The organism is Glaciecola siphonariae, from assembly GCF_042652645.1.
Lineage (GTDB): Bacteria > Pseudomonadota > Gammaproteobacteria > Enterobacterales > Alteromonadaceae > Glaciecola > Glaciecola siphonariae.
On sequence record NZ_JBHSGU010000002.1, the window covers coordinates 1,761,078 to 1,780,695 of the forward strand.

The following is a 19,618-nucleotide window of genomic DNA, read 5'->3' on the forward strand; positions in this document are numbered from 1 at the left end:
TTTATGATTCATAAGCATGCAATATTGTTTGCGATAATGATAGATGAATCAAATAAAAAGGTAATGAATATGCAAGCAATGGTATTGACGGTTATCGGAAAAGACAAGCCTGGTTTAATTCGCCAGATTGCGGCCTGTGTCGAGCGCGCAAATGGTAACTGGCTAAAAAGCAGTTTTTGTCATCTATCTGGGCACTTTGCAGGCTTCGTAGAAATTATGTTGCCCCAAGATAATCACAACACCCTTATTGAAGCCTGCCACACTTTGTCTAATTTACAAATTACCCTGCTACCGGCCACTATCGAGCCAGGTGAGCAGGCTCAAGAGTTTGACATTTTAGTCACCGGTAATGACCGTCAAGGCATTGTAAATGATATCAGCCATAGCTTAAGTAACTTAGACGTAAGCATTAAAGAAATGAGCACCCAGTGCGAGAGCGCACCAAATTGGGGAAGCCCTATTTTTACGGCTGACATGACGCTAGCCTGCAGCAACAGCACCGATATAGACGACGTCAAAGAAGCTTTAGAGCAAATCACCGACGATTTAGTTGTAGAATTTAAATAACAGGGTTAACGCCAGTGGCGAGTAAAAATTTATATTTTCCAAAAGAGCTTAGTTGGCTTTCATTCAATGAGAGAGTGCTGCAAGAAGCCGCCGATACTAACACTCCATTAATTGAGCGTTTTCGCTTTTTGGGCATTTATAGCAATAACTTAGATGAATTTTATCGGGTGCGAGTGGCAGACGTAAAGCGCCTGATTACTATTTCTCAAAACGACGGTGATATGAACACCGCAGATGAGCTTATTTCGCTGTTACAAGAAGTGCAGCAGCGAGTAAAAGTATTGTCAGCTAAGTTTGATAGCATTCACAAAACCGTGACCAAAGAGCTCAAGCGATACAACATTCATATTTTGAATTATCAACAGCTCGAAGAGAAACAAATTGATTGGGTTAAGCATTATTTTCGCAATAATGTGCTGCTTCACATTGCCCCGATATTGCTTGATAACAAAGTGCAGCTCATACAGCGTTTAAACGACAGCTCAGTCTATCTTGATGTTGCGCTGTATCGTCCGGGTCGCAATACTAAATATGCAGTTGTTGAAATCCCGACCAACCAAACCAGTCGCTTTGTGGTGTTGCCGCCTCAAGGCACGCGAAAAAAGAAACAAATCATCTTGCTCGACGACGTAATCAAACTTTGCGTTGAAGAGATATTTAAAGGCTTTGTACGCTTTGAAACGGCCGAAGCTTACTCATTTAAAATTACCCGTGATGCCGAGTATTCGATTAATGATGAGATAGATGAAAGCTATGTAGACAAGATGTCAGAAAGTATGAAGCAGCGCTTGATTGCTGAACCCGTGCGCATTATTCACGACAAGGGCATGCCTGATGAAATGATCAATGACCTACGTAAGCGTTTAAGAATATCAAACATAGACACCATTCAAAGCGCTGGGCATTATCGTAACTTTAAAGACTTTATTGGCTTTCCAAATGTTGGCCGCTCCTACCTTGAGCATTCTCCGCTGCCCAAGCTTCGGAGCAAAATGTTTAGCGAGCATGATACGGTGTTTGACGCCATCGCAAAGCAAGACATACTGCTCTACTACCCTTATCATGATTTTCTGCATTTTACTGAATTTGTGCGCCAAGCGGCCTTCGATCCGCAGGTAAAACATATCAGGTTGAATATTTATCGTGTGGCCTCGCAATCACGCATAATAAGCTCGTTGGTTGATGCGGTAGACAATGGCAAAAAAGTAACCGTGGTTGTAGAGCTGCGAGCTCGGTTTGATGAAGAGAACAACATCGCATGGTCAAAGCGCATGACCGATGCTGGAATCAAAGTTGTATTGGGTAACCCCAGTGTAAAAATCCACAGCAAGCTGTGTATTGTAAGTCGAGAGGAGCGCGGGCAACTTAAGCACTACACACATTTTGGCACGGGTAATTTCAATGAAAAAACCGCCAAAATTTATACTGACTTATCCTTGTTTACCTGTGACCAAGAGCTTGCTTTTGAGGCAATCCAGGTCATAGAGATGATACAAAATCCGTATAAAAAGGTGCGGTTTAATCAGCTTCAGGTTTCGCCAATTAATGCGCGCAGCAAAATCCAGTCTCTCATACGCCAAGAGATTCAGCGCTCTACCGAAGGACACTTCGCGCAAATCACCTTTAAGATTAATAATCTCGTTGACCCCGAGCTCATAGATGACCTATATCGAGCCTCTCAGTCAGGCGTTAAAATACGCGGTATCATTCGTGGGATGTGTGCTTTAATTCCCGGTGTCAGCGGCATGAGCGAAAATATAGAACTGATAAGTATCGTAGACCGCTTCCTAGAGCACCCAAGGATAATGGTGTTCGAGAATGGCGGCGACCGCAAAATATATATCTCATCTGCAGACTGGATGACGCGTAACATGGACTATCGCATTGAAGTGGGTTGTCCGGTTAACGACGCCGATGCACGGCAAATGATCATTGATTTGTTGGAGTTACAGTTTCAAGACACCCTGAAAGCCCGCGTGATTGATAAAGACCAAGTGAATGCATACGTCAAACGCGGCAATCGAAAAAAGCTACGCTCGCAGATTCAGATACATGAATACTTAGCCGCCAAAGAGGCCAACTAATTGCAAAACCTATATCAAATTTTTGATAATACTGAACAAAGAACAACCGAAACGATAGCCGCACTAGATATTGGCTCTAATAGCTTTCACCTAGTTATCGCTCGGGTTGTTGCCGATGCAGTGCAAGTTGTGAATCGAGTGAAGCATAAGGTGAGATTAGCCGATGGCCTCGATGAAAAGTCTTGCTTGTCAGATGAAGCCATGGACAGGGGCATTGCAACGCTTGAAAGCATGATGGAAAGCCTTTCTGGCGTTACGCCTGACGCTATACGCGTGGTTGCCACGCACACGCTAAGACGCGCTAAAAATGCCAACACATTTTTACGACGCGCTCGCAAAGTATTTCCGTTTCCCATAGAGATTATCTCAGGTGCCGAAGAGGCCCGTCTCATTTACGTAGGTATCGCATCAAACACCAATAACGAAGGAAGTCGCCTAATCATAGACATCGGCGGCGGCTCTACAGAGTTTGCGGTTGGCAAAAGTAGCGCACCGCAGCTTTGTAAAAGCGTACAAATGGGATGCGTTAGCTATCAAAAACGTTTTTTTGCAGACGGAAAAATCACGCGCTCTGCAGTAGAAAAAGCCATCACCGCTGCTGAGCAGGATTTAGAGTTAGCGTGTGCCAACTTACGCGAGTTTAACTGGCAGTATAGCGTGGCAAGTTCAGGCACCGCTAAAGCAATTGCCCTAGTTGCGCAACCTAACGACAGTGAGCAATTCCATCCGTTTAATCAACATGACTTACAGCTGTTAGTTGCTCGCTGCATCGAAAAAGGCAGTGCTGATGCGCTCGACTTTCAAGGTCTGACCGAAGACCGAAAGCCGGTATTTGCCGCGGGGCTGTGTATTATGCTTGCCATATTCCAGTCGCTTAAGCTTAAAGAGGTTGAAATATCGCAGTTTGCGTTAAGGGAGGGTGTTCTAAGAGAGCTACAGGGTCAGCAGACCTCTCAAAATGTGCGCGTGCGCACCGCACAAAGCCTTGCAACACGGTACGACGTGGATACGCAGTATGCCCACAAAGTATTAAAAACCAGTATGTCTATTTACAATCAGGTTAAGAAGGGCTGGCAGCTCGAAGAGGCAAAGTTTCGTTTTATGATTGGGTGGACATCTTTGCTTCATGAAATCGGTCTTCAAGTGAATTCCAGAGGCATACAAAAACATTCAAGCTACATACTCTCTAATTCAGATTTACCGGGGTTTAACCAAGACCAGCAGCGCGTGATGAGTGCGATGGTGCGCTTTCATCGAAAGAAGATAGTAAAAGAGGATTTTCCGGTGAGTATTGAATATACCGAAACATGTATTGCTAGGATGCTTACCATCCTGCGTCTCGGTATTTTACTGAACGTAAATCGCCAAGTTGCGTTTCAGAGCGCTATTGAGTGCAGCACGCAAGACGATATGCTCACGCTGTGCTTTAGCGACAAGGTTCTTGAGAACAATCGTTTGTTACAAGCCGATTTGAACAAAGAAACCAAATATTTAAAGACACTCGGCATTACATTGCTTATAGAATAAAAGCGATGCTGAAGCCGAGTGCCAGGCGTACTAAAGACTTAGGTAGCAGACGCGTCGTAAATGCCTTGAATAGTGGCATCGAGCGTACTATCGAATTCATCATCAGACTGTTTAGCATTCAAGCCTTCGGTTAATGCACGCGAAAAACTCGCAATCATGCCGTTGTTTTCACTCAAACGCTGATTTGCCACATCTCTGACGTAGCCCCCCGATAAGGCCACTACACGGAGCACGTTTGCATGCTCAATTAAGGGCTGATAAAAGTTAGCTTGCTCAGGCAGGGTCAGCTTTAGCATGACCAGCTCGTCGGGCGCGAGTGCATCTAGATGACGCAGAATCTCGCTACGAAGCAGTGCCTCTGCCTCTGCTTTCTCTGGACTATTAATATCAACCTCAGGCTCAACAATCGGCACTAAACCTGCTGCAATAATTTGCTTACCTACCGCAAACTGCTGTTCAACCACAGCTTTAATGCCGTCTGCATTAGCAAGTTTTACCACTGAACGCATTTTGGTGCCAAACACATCTTGTGCATTGGCTTTTGCTAAAAGCGCGTCAAGCTCGGGCATTTCTTTCATCACTTGAGCGCCGTCTTTTTCATCCGCTAGGCCTTTATCTACTTTTAAAAACGGGACAACGTGTTTATCTTGCCACAAGAATCGCGCACTCGATTTACCTTCAATATCTCTATCAAGCGTATTTTCAAACAAAATAGCGCCGAGTACTCGCTTGCCGTCAAAGGCAGGGCTTGTCACGATGCGTGAGCGCATAGCATGAACACAAGCAAACATTTCTTCGTCATTGCTGTATTCATTCTCTTCAACCCCGTAAAGCTTAAGCGCCTTGGGCGTGCTGCCGCCGCTTTGGTCTAACGCTGCAATAAACCCTACTTCTTGCTTTACCTTTGCTAACATATCTTGTTGTGCTTGCGTGGTCATTTTCCGTTTGTCCTCATCTTCATTTGGATATAGAAGGCTTTTGCGCCTTGCTGATTATTTAGTCGCGATTCAATATTGCCACAGCCGGAAGCTCTTTTCCTTCTAAAAATTCTAAAAATGCCCCACCGCCCGTCGAAATATACGATACCTTTTCGGCAATGCCGTACTTATCGACGGCCGCTAAGGTATCGCCACCGCCAGCAATAGAAAATGCCTCACTGTCAGCAATCGCTTGCCCGATAGCCTTAGTACCCTCACCAAACTGATCAAATTCAAATACACCAACTGGCCCATTCCACACAATCGTGCCCGCATTTTTCAATATATTGGCAAGATATTGAGCGGTATCTGGGCCAATATCAAAAATCATGTCGTCACTCTCGACTTGTGCGACCGGTTTTATGCTGGCTTGCGCGCTTTCGCTAAACTCTTTCCCTACCACCACATCGGTGGGAATGGGAATCTCTCCACCATTAGCTTTTGCTAAGTCAGTTAAGCGTTTTGCCTCATCGGTTAAACTTTCTTCAACTAAAGACTTGCCTACACCATGCCCTTGGGCGGCAATAAAGGTGTTGGCAATTCCGCCGCCTACAATAAGTTGGTCCACTTTATTGGCGAGTGCCGATAGCACCGTTAGCTTGGTTGAAACTTTTGAGCCGCCCACAATAGCTACCAACGGGCGCTTTGGGTTATCTAAGGCTTTTGATAATGCTTTGAGTTCAGCGTCGAGCAAGGGGCCTGCCACGGCTTGATTGGCAAACTTTGCTACGCCGTGGGTGCTGGCTTGCGCTCGATGGGCGGTGCCAAACGCGTCCATAACAAATACATCGCAAAGGCTAGCGTATTGTTTGGCAAGGGTCTCATCGTTTGCTTTTTCGCCTTTGTTATAGCGTACGTTCTCAAGCAACGTTACCTCGCCCACTGGCGCAGGCACCTCTGTGGTATCTAGATAGTGCGTCACAAAATTTACTTTGGCGTTCAAATGCTGCGCTAAGTAATCGGCAATCGGTTTAAGTGAAAACTCAGCATCCTGTTGACCTTCGCTAGGACGCCCAAGGTGTGACATTACTAACACCGCCGCGCCTTGCTTAAGTGCCTGTTCTATCGTTGGGATCGAGGCTTTTAAGCGGGCATCGGAGGTAATACTGCCGTGCTTTAGCGGCACATTTAAATCTTGTCGAATCAATACGCGTTTGTTGCTTAAGTCGCAATCTGTCATCGCGGTAATAGGCATTTTTGTCTCCTAGAGTTTTGGGTCGTATCCGACCGAATGCATGTGCAGGGCGGTATCAATCATGCGGTTAGCAAAGCCCCATTCGTTATCGCACCATACAAGTGTTTTGACCAACTGCATGTGACTCACGCGGGTTTGCGTCCCGTCTACTATGCACGAATGAGGGTCGTGATTAAAATCCACCGACACCAGCGGCTCTTCGGTGTAATCAATAATATTAGGCGGAAAATGTGCCGAAGCATTCGCAAGTACTTTATTTACTTGAGCCACTTTCACCTTTTCGCGTAGGGTTACGCTCAAATCCATAGCGGTTACATTAATGGTCGGTACCCGCACGGCAATCGCTTCAAATTTCCCCGCAAAGTGGGGCAAAATACGCTCAATGCCTGCAGCCAATTTGGTATCTACCGGGATGATTGATTGGCTAGCTGCGCGCGTGCGGCGCAAATCAGGATGATAAGCATCAATCACCTGCTGGTCGTGCATCGATGAATGAATGGTTGTTATGGTGCCACTTTCAACACCAAATGCATTATCAAGAGCTTGAATTACCGGAACGATACAGTTGGTGGTGCAAGAACCATTTGACACAATCTTATGTTCAGCTAACACCGCTTGATGATTTACGCCGTAAATCACAGTGATTTCCATGTCCTGTCCGCAGGGCTGTGAAAAGAGCACTTTTTTAGCACCGCGGCTCATGTGCGTTCTTGCATCGTCAGCAGTAGAATAAATGCCGGTGCACTCAAGCACGATATCGACGTTATGAGCCGCCCAATCAAGCTTGTTTAAGTCGGCTTCGTGCAGCAAGGCAATCGTATCGTCTTTGGTGGGTATTTTAGACTGTTGGCCGCTTAAAGATTCGCGGCTAGGATGAACAATCCCCCTACCGCGTGGTGGAGTAATCTGAATCGTATTCAAACTACCCGATTTAATATGCGTGACTTTATGGGCGAAGCGCCCGTGGGTACTGTCGTACTGGAGCAAGTGGGCCATAGCTTCAGGCGCGGCGACTTCATTAATAGCCGCTACCTGAATGCTTTCTTGGAACCCGTTTTCGTATATGGCACGTACAACACTGCGTCCAATACGGCCAAACCCGTTTATGCCTATACGAAGCACGTTTTCTTCCTTTACATTAGCCTATAAATCTAATGCAGCTTGTACAACGGCCTCAGTGGTAATGTTAAAGTGCTTAAATAAATCGCCCGCTGGCGCAGATTCACCAAAGGTGTCCATGCCCACTACTGCGCCATTTAGCCCTACGTACTTATACCAGCTGTCTTTTGACAAGGCCTCAACTGCAACACGTTTGCTTATGTTAGCAGGTAATACCGATTCTTTATAGCTCGCAGACTGTCTATCAAACACATCCGTACACGGCATAGACACAACGCGCACAGCTTTGCCTTGAGCGCTCAATTGCTGAGCTGCCTCAACGGCTAGATGCACCTCAGACCCGGTTGCAATCAAAATGATCTCAGGGGTGTTTTCACTATCGACCAGTACATAGCCACCGCGCTCTGCATCGGTCAACTGCTGAGGATTACGCGCTTGCTGCGGTAAGCCTTGTCGAGTAAATATAAGCGTAGTAGGACCATCGGTACGCTCAATTGCGGCTTTCCATGCAATTGCCGATTCAACTTGATCGCATGGACGCCAGTTATCTAAGTTAGGGGTACTACGAAGCGCCACAAGTTGCTCTACCGGTTGATGGGTAGGACCATCTTCGCCCAAGCCAATCGAGTCATGGGTGTACACAAAAATCGCCGGCTGCTTCATGATCGCAGCCATACGCACTGCGTTTCGAGCGTATTCCATAAACATCAAGAAGGTTGCGCCATAGGCTTTGAAACCGCCATACAGCGTGATGCCGTTCATCATCGCAGACATACCAAATTCACGCACGCCGTAATAAATGTAGTTGCCGCTGGCATCATCAGCGCTCACGCCCTTACAACCTTTCCAAATAGTGAGGTTCGAACCGGCTAAGTCAGCAGAGCCGCCTAACAGTTCTGGTAACATAGGACCGTATGCATTTAATGTATTTTGCGACGCTTTGCGGGTCGCAATATCTTGTGGGTTGTCTTGCAGAGCATTGATATACTTTGTTACGTCTTTATGCCAATTGCTTGGCAACACATTGGTTTTACGACGAATAAACTCTTGTGCTAGCTCCGGATGAGCCTGTTGATATTTCGAGAATTTTTCGTTCCATGCTGATTCTAATTCGCTGCCCTTGTCTGCTGCGTTCCAAGCTGAATAGATGTCGGCGGGAATATCAAAAGGAGCATGAGACCAACCAAGTGCCTCACGCGTGAGCGCAATTTCGTCATCACCTAAGGGCGCGCCGTGGCTTTCTTCTTTACCTTGCTTGTTTGGTGACCCAAAACCGATGGTGGTTTTGCAGCAAATCAGCGTAGGTTTGTCGGTTTGGCCTTGAGCCTTTTCGACCGCGGCAGCGATTTGTGCAGGGTCGTGACCATCTACGCCAGAAATAACGTGCCAACCATAAGCCTCAAAACGCTTTGGTGTATCGTCGCTAAACCAACCTTCTACTTCTCCATCAATCGAGATGCCGTTGTCATCCCAAAATGCAATTAACTTCCCTAAACCCAGCGTGCCGGCCAACGAGCAAGTCTCATGAGAAATGCCTTCCATCATGCAGCCATCGCCTAAAAATGCGTAGGTAAAGTGATTAACAATATCAAAGTCGTCGCGGTTAAACTGAGCTGCTAGTACTTTTTCGGCGAGTGCCATACCCACGGCATTAGAAATGCCTTGACCTAATGGACCGGTAGTCGTTTCTACACCCGGCGCATACCCATATTCAGGGTGGCCCGGCGTTTTCGAGTGAAGTTGACGAAACTGTTTTAATTCTTCAATGGGCAATTCGTAGCCTGTGAGGTGGAGCAATGAATAAAGTAACATTGAGCCATGACCGTTAGATAATACAAAACGGTCGCGGTTAGCCCAGTTTGGATTTTTAGGATTGTGCGCTAAAAAATCGCACCATAATACTTGAGCGATGTCAGCCATTCCCATCGGTGCGCCAGGATGTCCTGATTTTGCTTGTTGTACTGCATCCATACTGAGGGCTCGAATAGCATTAGCGAGTTCGCGACGTGATGACATGTAATCTCCTTTAAATATACCAAATTGGGCGTTATGCCTCATTTAAGACTACGCATTGTGGCGCAGGGTGTAGAGCACTTCAATCATTAATTAACACTTTTGATTTGTTTTTTTTACTCAATGTTTAGGCTTTTATCTGCACAATGAATCCGCAATCGACCCATCGTCATCATAAGTTTTTATGATCCAAAGCGAACATCCGCTCAGTAAATATGGATAATTCAAATAGACTTTTAGACGTCTAGACGGAAATATACTATACTTACGCGCATACAAAGGTCATATCTGCCGATACTAAGTAATATCTGCGTAATATCTGCGGATACTAAGTAAAGGTACGGCGCGGTCGCATATCATAAGACTGGCGCAGTACAACACGGCTTAACCTTTCATACTTATTAATATTCAATATCATTTTGTTAAACAGGATACTAAATGACTTCACGCTTATTCACTTCAGAGTCAGTTTCAGAAGGTCACCCAGATAAAATTGCCGACCAAATTTCAGATGCAGTACTCGACGCTATTTTAAAAGAAGATCCAAAAGCACGCGTAGCGTGTGAGACATTTGTAAAAACCGGCATGGTCTTAGTGGGCGGTGAAATCAACACCAGCGCATGGGTAGACATTGAAGAGCTTACCCGCACAACCGTGAAAAATATCGGCTATACCCATTCGGATATGGGCTTTGACGGTGAGTCGTGTGCGGTACTAAACGCCATCGGAAAACAATCGTCTGACATCAATCAAGGGGTAGACCGTGCATCCCCCGAAGAGCAAGGTGCTGGAGACCAAGGTCTTATGTTTGGCTATGCTAGCAACGAAACCGACGTGCTGATGCCCGCTCCCATCACCTATTCGCATCGATTGGTACAGCAACAAGCTAAGCTGCGTAAAAATGGTCAATTGCCATGGTTACGCCCGGACGCAAAATCACAGGTCACATTTGTATATGAAAACAATAGGCCTGTAGCCATTGACGCTGTGGTGCTGTCTACTCAGCATTGCGATAGTGTAAACAATGCCACCATTCGCGAAGCGGTGATGGAAGAGATCATAAAGCCTGTATTACCGGCACAGTGGTTGACCGCAAACACTAAGTTTCATATTAATCCCACTGGAAGATTCGTAATAGGCGGCCCGATGGGCGATTGCGGCCTCACCGGAAGAAAGATAATTGTAGATACCTACGGCGGTATGGCTCGTCACGGCGGCGGCGCCTTTTCGGGCAAAGACCCATCCAAAGTTGACCGCAGTGCCGCATATGCGGGCCGCTATGTCGCCAAAAACATTGTAGCGGCAGGCTTAGCCGAGCGCTGTGAAATTCAAGTGTCTTACGCAATTGGCGTTGTAGAACCCACCTCTATTAATATCGACACCTTTGGTACCGGCAAAATTAGCGAGCAGGCCCTTATTGAATTGGTTAAGCGCCACTTCGACTTGCGTCCTTATGGGCTTATTCAAATGCTAGACTTGGAGCGCCCGATTTACCTGCCAACGGCTGCCTACGGTCACTTCGGCCGTGAAGAGTTTCCATGGGAACAAACCGATAAGGCCTCTGTATTGCGCGATGATGCAGCGCTATAATGCTGCGTTAAAATGTTGCATTATAATAATTATACAAAGCAGGTACTAATCGAGGTTTAACAATATGAGCAATACGCTAGTAAGTAAAAGAAGTGGAGCGCTTGTTGCGCTTGGTTTTGTCGTCAGTGTACTCAGCGCTTGTACCACCTCCCCTACCGGAAGAAGCCAAGTACTTCTGTATTCTGATGAGCAGTTAGCGCAGTCGGGTGTTCAGGCTTTTGCCGGCATGAAACAACAAACACCCATCTCAAATAAGCCCGTGACCAATGAGTTTGTTCAGTGTATTGCCGACAACATAATTCGCCAACTAGGTGACAACGCTGATGTTGACGCTTGGGAAGTGGTTGTATTTGAGTCTGAGCAGGTTAACGCGTTCGCCCTACCCGGTAAAAAAATTGGCGTATATACGGGCCTTTTAGAGGTGGCTAAGAATCAGCACCAAGTGGCAGCGGTGATTGGCCATGAAGTAGGTCATGTGCTCGCTCAACACGGGAATGAGCGTATGAGCCACTCTACACTTATCGGCGTGAGCCAAGAGGTCGTAAACCAAGCGCTCAAAGCGAATGATGTACAGCAAACACCTGCTATTATGTCAGCTCTCGGTTTAGGTGTGCAGGTAGGCGTTGCGCTTCCGTTTAGCCGCGCACACGAGAGCGAGGCAGACATTATTGGCTTAGATTTAATGTCAAAGGCGGGTTTTGACCCTCGCCAATCAGTTGATCTTTGGAAAAACATGAACGCAGCAAGTTCAGGACAGCGCCCTTTGGAAATAATGTCGACTCACCCGGCACCTGAGACGCGCATCAACAATCTAAACGCGAATATGCCAAATGCCTTGGCCACATATAATAAAGTAAAAAACAAACCGAACTGTGGATAGGCGCGCAATTTTTGCAAGCTTTTCGCCATATCAAAAAAAACCAGTGCCGAGGCACTGGTTTTTTGTTTTAAACTGCGAATAAACGTTTATTCGGCATCTTTGTGCACGTGCACATCCATTTGTGGGAATGGAATAGAAATACCTTCTTTGTCAAAGCGCATTTTCACTTCTTCAGTAAAGTCGAACATCACGCCCCAGTAATCTGCGGCATTAACCCAAGGTCGAACAACAAAGTTCACGCTGCTGTCACCCAGCTCAGATACTGCCACCTGAGGAGCAGGCTCTTTAAGAATACGCTCGTCAGCACCCACCATTTCAGTGAGTACTGCTTTGGCTTTTTTAAGGTCATCGCCATAGCCAATACCAAACACCATATCTACTCGGCGCGTATCTTTTGCAGAGAAGTTTGTTATGTTACCGCCGTAAATACTGCCATTAGGCACAATAATTTCTTTGTTATCTGGTGTATTCATGATTGTCGTGAAAATACCAATGCTTTTAACCGTGCCCATGGCACCGCCTGCATCAATAAAGTTACCGGCCTTGAAAGGCTTGAATACCAGCAACATGACACCAGCTGCGAAGTTTTGCAAAGAACCTTGAAGAGACAAGCCAATTGCTAAACCAGCTGCACCTAAAATGGCAATCAAGGACGTTGTATCAACCCCGAGTTCACCAAGCGCTGCAATAATAACAAACAACATTAAGATCGCTTTAACAATACTCTTAATAAAGCTAACTAGCATTTCGTCGTACTTAGCACGCTCAAGAAGCTTACCGACTAAGTTAACAAGAATATTGACTACAATTTTACCAATAACAAATATTATGATTGCGACGACTAAATTTATCGCAAATGGAATGATGTACGCGTCTAAATATTTAGTTGCGTCATCTGTGCTTAAATCGAACATAGTGACATTTCCTTTGTGTAAAATGTTTAGGAATACCCATTGAGTTGAATTACACTACGCCTCCTCAAATGGATATACCCCAATCTAGCAATTACAAATAACAATTAGCAATAAATTTTTGTAAAAAATACACAGACTTACGAAATGTGTAGCAAAATTGCAACACATTTGCTTGCAAAGCGAATATGATGGGTGTATAAATTTCAATCAGTGGAAACACGGAGCGAAAAGAGTATGGAATCCTCTGTAATTATATTGACGATGTTATTTTTAGTAGTGCTGGGCCTTTTTGCGTTTTCTCTTACAGAAGCGCGTGGTAAAAATACCGTACATGCACGGAAAAATCAGAGTCAACCAACAAACATAAATGATGTCATGTCTGGGGCTCGTAAAGACCCCATTTCACAATCTTACAATGTGAACTATAGTATTAAAAACAATAAAACGGAGGCGGCTTAAGCCTCCGTTTTTTTATTCCTCATTACCTTTATCTTATCTACTAAAAGTAACTCAGTCTGCTCGACAGGCACCGTGTTTGTTTGACATAATCCTCGCCTGTTTCACTTCACTTGACACTCATGCGCATACCACGATTTTTCGCTGATCAGCCGCTACAGGCAGATGCAGAAATTACTCTCGATAGTACCTTGTCTCATTATATCGTTACTGTGCTGAGGCTAAAGGAAGGCGCACCCCTTATTTTATTTAACGGCGACGGTGCTGATTACCCTTCTCAAATCGTGCACGGTCACAAAAAGCATACGAGTGTGTTAGTCGATGCACAAATCAGCTTGCATGTAGAGTCACCTCTCAGCCTTCACCTTGCTCAAGGCGTCTCGAAGGGTGATCGCATGGATTTTGCCCTACAAAAATCAGTAGAGCTTGGAGTAACCGAGATAACTCCAGTGATTACTGAATATTGCAACGTAAAGCTGAGCGAGGAACGCTGGCTAAAGAAGCACGAGCAGTGGCAAAAAATTATTATTTCTGCTTGCGAGCAATGCCAGCGTAACCGTCTACCTGTGCTTCACCCAACCCTTAGCTTCAGTCAATTTGTTGGGCAACAGTCGAAAAAGAAAAAATTGATATTAGCGCCCGGTAGCGAAAGCTATTTGTCGGGTGTGGGGCGCGAGCCGAATGGATATATCTTGCTAGTTGGGCCAGAAGGCGGATTTTCAGAGCAAGAGGTTTATACAGCCTCCCAGGTTGCATACACGCCGGTTAATCTTGGGCCAAGAATATTACGCACTGAAACCGCCGCACTTGCGAGTATTTCTATTTTACAAGCAACGCATGGCGACCTTTAACTTGTATTTTGACAGTAAAGCACCACACTGTATTTTATAACTCATTAGTAGACTGCGGTAACGTAGCAGAGACTGACACATGGCGGTAAAAAAACTAGCGGTGGTCATGGACCCAATAAGCGCTATCAACATTAAAAAAGATACGAGTTTTGCAATGATGCTCGAGGCACAACGACGTGGCTATGAGATTCATTATGTTGAGCAAAAAGATATGAGTATCGACAACGGCCTTGCGTTGGCATCTTCAAAATCCATTCGGGTTACCGACAAGCAAGCGCAATATTACGAAGTGCTTAGCGAACAAGAAATTACCTTGGGCGACATGAGCGTGATATTAATGCGCAAAGACCCACCCTTCGACAGTGAGTTTTTGTACGCAACGCACATATTGGAGCTGGCAGAAAAGGCAGGCGCGCTAGTGGTAAACAAACCTCAGGCGCTGCGCGATTTCAACGAAAAGCTGTTTACGGCCCTCTATCCCCAGTTTATACCAGACACCTTGGTCACCACCAAAAAATCCGACTTTAAAGCCTTTCATGCCAAGCACAAAGATATTATTTGCAAGCCCCTCGACGGCATGGGCGGCACTTCAATATTCAGAGTAAGCGAAGACGGCACAAATCTGGGCGTAATAAGTGAAGTGCTCACTGATAATGGTAAAAAGCACGCCATGGTGCAGCGCTATATGCCTGAAATTAAACAAGGCGATAAACGCATATTGCTCGTCGATTGTGAAGTTATCCCATATTGCTTGGCGCGATTACCGGCGGCTAACGAGACTCGCGGCAATCTCGCGGCGGGTGGCTCAGGTGAGCCGCAGCAAGTAAATGACGAAGACATGAAGGTCGCTGCAGCCATTGCCAAAGACATGCCTGACCGCGGTATTTTATTTGTAGGTTTAGATATGATTGGCAACAAAGTAACAGAAATCAATATTACCTCACCCACATGCGTGCGAGAGATTGAAGCGGCTTACCCGATAAATATATGCGGCAAGCTGTTTGATGCCATTGAGAAACGTCTTTAGGAGTAAATAACTACCGTGGCTGATATTAAGCAAATTACAAGCTTACAAAATCATTTTCTCATTGCCATGCCGGCGCTAGATGACCAGTATTTTTCTCGCTCTGTGACCTACATTCTTGAACATAATGATGAGGGCGCGATGGGAATTGTGATTAATCAACCGTCGCGCATGAGCTTTAAAGAGCTTATCGAACAAACCGACAAACAAGCGCATATTGAAGACGATAAACTCGACAAAATCGTGGTCTGCGGTGGGCCAGTAAACCCAGACAGAGGGTTTGTGTTGCACAGTACCCAAGCCGGATGGGCTTCTAGCTTGGCTTTAAGCTCTGAAATAATGGTTACCACCTCAAAAGATATAGTGTCGGTGTTAGGCAACGACAAAGGCCCGAACCATTCCATTATTGCCCTTGGATATGCTGGCTGGAGTCCAGGTCAACTTGAGCAAGAGCTACATGACAATGCATGGCTCACACTTGAAGCCGACAACGAGATAATGTTTGAAACACCGATTCACAAAAAGTGGCAGGCTGCGGTAAATCGTCTCGGTGTAGACGTATGGCAGCTCACGCAACAAGCAGGTCACGCTTGATATGAGAATGCAAACCGTCTTGGCCTTTGACTTTGGCATGAAAAGCATTGGCGTAGCAGTAGGTCAAAGCATTACGCAAACCGCTTCCCCACTGCCTGCCTTAAAGGCACGAGATGGAATACCTGATTGGTCGCTGATTGAATCGCTCATATCTCAATGGCAAGCTAATGCACTGATTGTTGGGCTTCCACTTAATATGGACGGAACCGAGCAGCCAATTACCGCAAACGCCAGAAAGTTTGGCCGACGTCTCGCCCATAAATATAATGTAATGGTGCACTACCAAGACGAGCGATTAACTACGGTTGAAGCAAAAGCGCGCTTATTTGAATTTGGCGGGTATAAAAAGCTAAGCAAAGAAAAAATCGACAGCGTCTCTGCGGTATTAATTTACGAAAGTTGGTTAAGCGAGCCTACACAAGCCTAGGGCGCTCGCACTGCCAACAAATTCTAAACTGTGGCTCGTTAACTTGCGCGCATTCACTGCAGGTCCAATCGACCTTTGCAACGTCTTCGGCCGCAATGTCCTGCTCAAATTCTTTGAGCAAAGCATTTGCTTTAGCTTCCCATTGGGCGTCAAGTAACCATATTTCAGGGAGAGCTTCGTGATGAGGTATCTCGCCGCTAGCCCCCTGAATAAATTCGTTTTTGATAGTACACGGAATGCCTGCATCACTTAGCAAGCTGTAGACTTGTCGCACTCTGAATTGGTCAAAATCTTTATAAAATCGCTTCATCACGCCTCAATTTTCGCATCATCCGAGCCTGCAAGCATCTCGTTGTATCAGTCAACTGTCAACGTAGTCTAACTATTGGCATTAGTCTAGGTCGAACGACACATTGCTCAGCGAGCCAAGCGGACTACCAAATGACTTACTATCAAGTTTAATCATTAGTCGCAGGTCGTTTGGCGAATCAGCATGGTGCAGCGCTTGCTCTTCATTAATGCGGCCTTGTTTATACAAGTCGTAAAGCGCCATATCAAAGGTCTGCATACCCAGCTCGCGCCCCTTCATCATGGCCTCTTTCAATGAGCCCATCTCATTTCGTTGAATCAAATCAGAGATAAGGGGAGAGTTAAGTAAAATCTCGATGGCTGCTACGCGGCCTTTTCCGTCGATAGTAGGCACTAGCTGTTGTGCAACAATAGCGCGAATATTCATACTCAAATCGTAACGCAATTTATCATGCAGCTCGCGAGGAGCTAAATGCATGATACGCTCAATGGCTTGGTTGGCATTATTAGCATGCAGTGTCGCCACACAAAGGTGCCCGGTGTCGGCAAACGACATGGCATACTCCATGGTTTCCATAGAGCGTATTTCACCAATGAGGATCACGTCGGGCGCTTGTCGAAGCGAGCTTTTCAAGGCTTCGTCAAACGACAGGGTGTCAATTCCAACTTCGCGCTGCGTCACTATGCAGTTGCGGTGCGAATGCAAAAATTCAATGGGGTCTTCAATGGTAAGAATATGGCCATGAGAATTTTCGTTTCTGTGCCCAATGAGCGCAGCAAGCGACGTTGACTTACCTGTACCAGTGCCGCCCACAAACAGCACCAAGCCTTTTTTGGCCATGATAATGTCGTTTAAGATAGGCGGAAGGCCCAGAGAGCTTGCCTTTGGAATTTCCATCACTATGCGCCTAACCACCATGCCAGCGGCATCACGCTGCCAAAACGCAGAGCAGCGAAAACGCCCTACATCAAACAAACTAACAGCAAAGTTACATTCTTTTTCATGCTTAAAATCGTCTTTTTGCTCTTCATTCATCGACTGATGCACAAGCGATAGTGCATCTTCTTTAGAGAGCCTATGCTCTGCAATGGGCTGCAATTTTCCGTTTACTTTTACACTGATGGGCATGCCCGCAGTTACAAATAAATCGGAAGCATTGCGCGTCACCATCTCTTTTAAGCATTCATCTAATGTCATCATAGCGTGTTCTCTATCTTTCCAATTACATTTAGGTGTTTTTGTCTATCGACTTAGCCGCTGCATCTTGCTGCGTAATGACACCTTGTGCCACTAACTTTTGCAAACATTGATCCATTGTTTGCATACCGTGCGCTTGTCCGGTTTGTATAACAGAATACATCTGTGGCACTTTGTCTTCACGAATTAAATTACGGATAGCAGGAATGCCCAGCATGATTTCGTGGGCAGCTACACGACCGCCACCTACTTTTTTCAGTAAGGTTTGAGAAATAACTGCGCGCAGAGACTCAGACAGCATTGAGCGGATCATCGACTTCTCGGCCGCAGGAAACACATCAATGATACGGTCGATAGTTTTTGGCGCAGAGTTCGTATGCAGAGTACCAAACACTAAGTGACCGGTTTCTGCCGCAGATATTGCCAAACGAATAGTTTCAAGGTCACGTAATTCACCCACCAAGATAACGTCTGGGTCTTCACGAAGGGCGCTTCTCAGAGCGGCATTAAAGCTATGAGTGTCGCGGTGAACTTCCCGCTGATTTATCACGCAAAGCTTATCTTTATGTACAAATTCTATTGGGTCTTCAATTGTAAGTATGTGCTCACGTTTGTGCGCGTTTATGTAATCGACCATAGCAGCAAGCGTAGTACTTTTTCCCGAACCGGTGGCTCCTGTTACCAGAATAATACCGGTCGGTTGATTGATAATTTTCTTGAAAATATCAGGCGCACCAAGTTCGTCTAGGGTGAGTACTTTGCTTGGAATCGTTCGTAATACCGCAGCAGCGCCGCGATTTTGATTAAACGCATTTACCCTAAAGCGAGATAGCTCTGGAATTTCAAAAGAAAAGTCCACTTCCAAGTTTTCTTCGTATTCTTTACGTTGACGGTCATTCATGATGTCATATATGAGGGTGTGCACATCTTTGTGGGCGAGAGGGTCAACGTTTAAGCGACGCATCTCACCATCTACACGAATAATTGGCGGAAGGCCTGAGGTCAAATGTAAATCTGAGGCGCCATTTTGAACACCAAAGGCAAGTAATTCGTTTATATCCAAAACTTTTTCTCCATTGCATATAAGAGGCATTATAAAACACGATGACAGCAGACACTGTAGATATTGCTGAAAATATTCAACACATTCGTGCATCCATCGCTGTAGCGGCTGAAAAATGTGCTCGTAACGCTAACGATATTCATTTATTAGCGGTAAGTAAAACCAAACCCGTATCTGATATCTTGCTCGCGTATAAAACCGGACACCGCGACTTCGGTGAAAATTACGTGCAAGAGTCGGTCGAAAAGATACAGGCTCTTGCGCAATATTCAGACATCGTTTGGCACTTTATCGGCCCTTTGCAATCAAACAAGAGTAAATTTGTTGCCGAATACTTTGATTGGATGCACAGCGTTGACCGTTTTAAAATTGCCAAACGCCTGAGTGACCAAAGAGGTCCGTATCAAGCTCCTCTGAATATCTGCATACAAGTCAATATAGACAAAGAGCCTAATAAAGCTGGCGTTATGCCTGACGAACTCATCGAATTAGCAACACAAATATCAAGCCTGCCGCGCATTCGCCTGCGCGGTATTATGGCCATCCCCAAAGCCACTAACAAGCTTGACGAACAGCGGGCGAGCTTTGCACACATGCAGGCACTTTTTAAACAATGCCAGCAGCAGTTTTCAGATTTTGATACCCTATCAATGGGAATGAGCAATGATATGAATGTCGCTATTGAACACGGAAGCACGATGGTTCGGGTAGGAACCGCTATTTTTGGTGCACGCACAGCCAGTGTTCAAAATAAAGTACCGCAGTAGCAATAATGCAAAGCAAAACAATCATATATCATTGTTTAGTAACAGTATAGCAACAGTATAAGG

Annotated in this window: 19 protein-coding genes; 11 read left to right on the forward strand and 8 right to left on the reverse strand. The window is 45.6% G+C overall.

Features of this window, described 5'->3' with window-relative positions; all coding sequences use genetic code 11:
- Positions 1–3: 3 nt before the first annotated feature.
- Genes ACFO4O_RS09115 through ACFO4O_RS09125 form a run of 3 tightly spaced genes read left to right on the forward strand, consistent with a single transcriptional unit; the run spans position 4 to position 4,178 of the window.
- The gene (locus ACFO4O_RS09115) at positions 4–567 is read left to right on the forward strand and encodes a glycine cleavage system transcriptional repressor (RefSeq protein ID WP_382407621.1); all 564 of its coding nucleotides are present in this window, start codon (positions 4–6) and stop codon (positions 565–567) included.
- 14 nt (positions 568–581) lie between these two features.
- Positions 582–2,651 carry a polyphosphate kinase 1 gene (ppk1, locus tag ACFO4O_RS09120; RefSeq protein WP_382407623.1) on the forward strand — a complete coding sequence of 690 codons (2,070 nt, stop codon included), beginning with the start codon at positions 582–584 and terminating at the stop codon, positions 2,649–2,651.
- The gene (locus ACFO4O_RS09125) at positions 2,652–4,178 is read left to right on the forward strand and encodes a Ppx/GppA phosphatase family protein (RefSeq protein WP_382407625.1); all 1,527 of its coding nucleotides are present in this window, start codon (positions 2,652–2,654) and stop codon (positions 4,176–4,178) included.
- Positions 4,179–4,216: 38 nt separating this feature from the next.
- Here ACFO4O_RS09125 and ACFO4O_RS09130 read toward each other — a convergent pair whose 3' ends face one another.
- The 4 genes from ACFO4O_RS09130 to tkt are packed head-to-tail and all read right to left on the reverse strand — an operon-like array spanning position 4,217 to position 9,485.
- The gene (locus tag ACFO4O_RS09130; RefSeq protein ID WP_382407627.1) at positions 4,217–5,116 is read right to left on the reverse strand and encodes a fructose bisphosphate aldolase; all 900 of its coding nucleotides are present in this window, start codon (positions 5,114–5,116) and stop codon (positions 4,217–4,219) included.
- Positions 5,117–5,174: 58 nt separating this feature from the next.
- Positions 5,175–6,350: a phosphoglycerate kinase gene (locus ACFO4O_RS09135; RefSeq protein WP_382407629.1), complete on the reverse strand. Its 1,176-nt coding sequence runs from the start codon at positions 6,348–6,350 to the stop codon at positions 5,175–5,177.
- Between the two features lie 9 nt (positions 6,351–6,359).
- Positions 6,360–7,472, reverse strand: a complete 1,113-nt coding sequence (locus ACFO4O_RS09140; RefSeq protein WP_382407631.1) for a glyceraldehyde 3-phosphate dehydrogenase NAD-binding domain-containing protein — start codon at positions 7,470–7,472, stop codon at positions 6,360–6,362.
- Positions 7,473–7,493: 21 nt separating this feature from the next.
- Entirely contained in the window at positions 7,494–9,485 is a 1,992-nt protein-coding gene (gene tkt, locus ACFO4O_RS09145; RefSeq protein ID WP_382407633.1) for a transketolase, read from the reverse strand.
- A gap of 435 nt (positions 9,486–9,920) precedes the next feature.
- Between tkt and metK the strand changes: the two genes are divergently transcribed.
- Positions 9,921–11,072, forward strand: coding sequence for a methionine adenosyltransferase (gene metK, locus ACFO4O_RS09150; RefSeq protein ID WP_382407635.1), 1,152 nt, complete (start codon positions 9,921–9,923; stop codon positions 11,070–11,072).
- Positions 11,073–11,136: 64 nt separating this feature from the next.
- The gene (locus ACFO4O_RS09155; RefSeq protein ID WP_382407637.1) at positions 11,137–11,952 is read left to right on the forward strand and encodes a M48 family metallopeptidase; all 816 of its coding nucleotides are present in this window, start codon (positions 11,137–11,139) and stop codon (positions 11,950–11,952) included.
- An 86-nt stretch (positions 11,953–12,038) separates the two neighbouring features.
- On the opposite strand, the gene ACFO4O_RS09160 is transcribed toward ACFO4O_RS09155, so the two are convergent.
- On the reverse strand, positions 12,039–12,866 hold the full coding sequence (locus ACFO4O_RS09160) for a mechanosensitive ion channel family protein (RefSeq protein WP_382407639.1): 828 nt from the start codon (positions 12,864–12,866) through the stop codon (positions 12,039–12,041).
- A 234-nt stretch (positions 12,867–13,100) separates the two neighbouring features.
- Between ACFO4O_RS09160 and ACFO4O_RS09165 the strand changes: the two genes are divergently transcribed.
- The 5 genes from ACFO4O_RS09165 (at position 13,101) to ruvX (ending at position 16,218) form a co-directional block, all read left to right on the forward strand.
- A complete protein-coding gene (locus ACFO4O_RS09165) occupies positions 13,101–13,325 on the forward strand; it encodes a hypothetical protein (protein WP_382407641.1) in 225 nt (74 codons plus the stop codon).
- 119 nt (positions 13,326–13,444) lie between these two features.
- Positions 13,445–14,173 (forward strand): 16S rRNA (uracil(1498)-N(3))-methyltransferase, encoded by a 729-nt coding sequence (locus ACFO4O_RS09170; RefSeq protein WP_382407643.1) that lies wholly within the window; start codon positions 13,445–13,447, stop codon positions 14,171–14,173.
- Between the two features lie 79 nt (positions 14,174–14,252).
- Positions 14,253–15,200, forward strand: coding sequence for a glutathione synthase (gene gshB / locus ACFO4O_RS09175; RefSeq protein ID WP_382407645.1), 948 nt, complete (start codon positions 14,253–14,255; stop codon positions 15,198–15,200).
- Positions 15,201–15,224: 24 nt separating this feature from the next.
- On the forward strand, positions 15,225–15,791 hold the full coding sequence (locus ACFO4O_RS09180) for a YqgE/AlgH family protein (RefSeq protein ID WP_382408297.1): 567 nt from the start codon (positions 15,225–15,227) through the stop codon (positions 15,789–15,791).
- 1 nt (position 15,792) lies between these two features.
- Entirely contained in the window at positions 15,793–16,218 is a 426-nt protein-coding gene (gene ruvX, locus ACFO4O_RS09185) for a Holliday junction resolvase RuvX (protein WP_382407647.1), read from the forward strand.
- Here ruvX and ACFO4O_RS09190 read toward each other — a convergent pair.
- The 3 genes from ACFO4O_RS09190 to ACFO4O_RS09200 form a co-directional block, all read right to left on the reverse strand.
- A complete protein-coding gene (locus ACFO4O_RS09190) occupies positions 16,205–16,528 on the reverse strand; it encodes a putative signal transducing protein (protein WP_382407649.1) in 324 nt (107 codons plus the stop codon). The two genes, ruvX and ACFO4O_RS09190, sit on opposite strands and share 14 nt — an antisense overlap.
- 81 nt (positions 16,529–16,609) lie before the next feature.
- A complete protein-coding gene (locus ACFO4O_RS09195; protein WP_465253832.1) occupies positions 16,610–17,728 on the reverse strand; it encodes a PilT/PilU family type 4a pilus ATPase in 1,119 nt (372 codons plus the stop codon).
- Positions 17,729–17,756: 28 nt separating this feature from the next.
- Positions 17,757–18,788, reverse strand: coding sequence for a type IV pilus twitching motility protein PilT (locus ACFO4O_RS09200; protein WP_382407651.1), 1,032 nt, complete (start codon positions 18,786–18,788; stop codon positions 17,757–17,759).
- Between the two features lie 41 nt (positions 18,789–18,829).
- Here ACFO4O_RS09200 and ACFO4O_RS09205 point away from each other — a divergent pair, with 41 nt between their 5' ends.
- A complete protein-coding gene (locus tag ACFO4O_RS09205; protein WP_382407653.1) occupies positions 18,830–19,555 on the forward strand; it encodes a YggS family pyridoxal phosphate-dependent enzyme in 726 nt (241 codons plus the stop codon).
- Positions 19,556–19,618 lie beyond the last annotated feature (63 nt).

Coding starts and splice junctions, on each gene's coding strand:
- ACFO4O_RS09205 (WP_382407653.1), top strand. CDS start 18,830: ATGACAGCAGACACTGTAGATATTGCTGAAAATATTCAACACATTCGT.
- ruvX (WP_382407647.1), top strand. CDS start 15,793: ATGAGAATGCAAACCGTCTTGGCCTTTGACTTTGGCATGAAAAGCATT.
- ACFO4O_RS09115 (WP_382407621.1), top strand. CDS start 4: ATGATTCATAAGCATGCAATATTGTTTGCGATAATGATAGATGAATCA.
- ACFO4O_RS09130 (WP_382407627.1), bottom strand. CDS start 5,116: ATGACCACGCAAGCACAACAAGATATGTTAGCAAAGGTAAAGCAAGAA.
- ACFO4O_RS09190 (WP_382407649.1), bottom strand. CDS start 16,528: ATGAAGCGATTTTATAAAGATTTTGACCAATTCAGAGTGCGACAAGTC.
- ACFO4O_RS09155 (WP_382407637.1), top strand. CDS start 11,137: ATGAGCAATACGCTAGTAAGTAAAAGAAGTGGAGCGCTTGTTGCGCTT.
- metK (WP_382407635.1), top strand. CDS start 9,921: ATGACTTCACGCTTATTCACTTCAGAGTCAGTTTCAGAAGGTCACCCA.
- tkt (WP_382407633.1), bottom strand. CDS start 9,485: ATGTCATCACGTCGCGAACTCGCTAATGCTATTCGAGCCCTCAGTATG.
- ACFO4O_RS09165 (WP_382407641.1), top strand. CDS start 13,101: ATGGAATCCTCTGTAATTATATTGACGATGTTATTTTTAGTAGTGCTG.
- gshB (WP_382407645.1), top strand. CDS start 14,253: ATGGCGGTAAAAAAACTAGCGGTGGTCATGGACCCAATAAGCGCTATC.
- ACFO4O_RS09195 (WP_465253832.1), bottom strand. CDS start 17,728: ATGATGACATTAGATGAATGCTTAAAAGAGATGGTGACGCGCAATGCT.
- ACFO4O_RS09160 (WP_382407639.1), bottom strand. CDS start 12,866: ATGTTCGATTTAAGCACAGATGACGCAACTAAATATTTAGACGCGTAC.
- ACFO4O_RS09170 (WP_382407643.1), top strand. CDS start 13,445: ATGCGCATACCACGATTTTTCGCTGATCAGCCGCTACAGGCAGATGCA.
- ACFO4O_RS09135 (WP_382407629.1), bottom strand. CDS start 6,350: ATGCCTATTACCGCGATGACAGATTGCGACTTAAGCAACAAACGCGTA.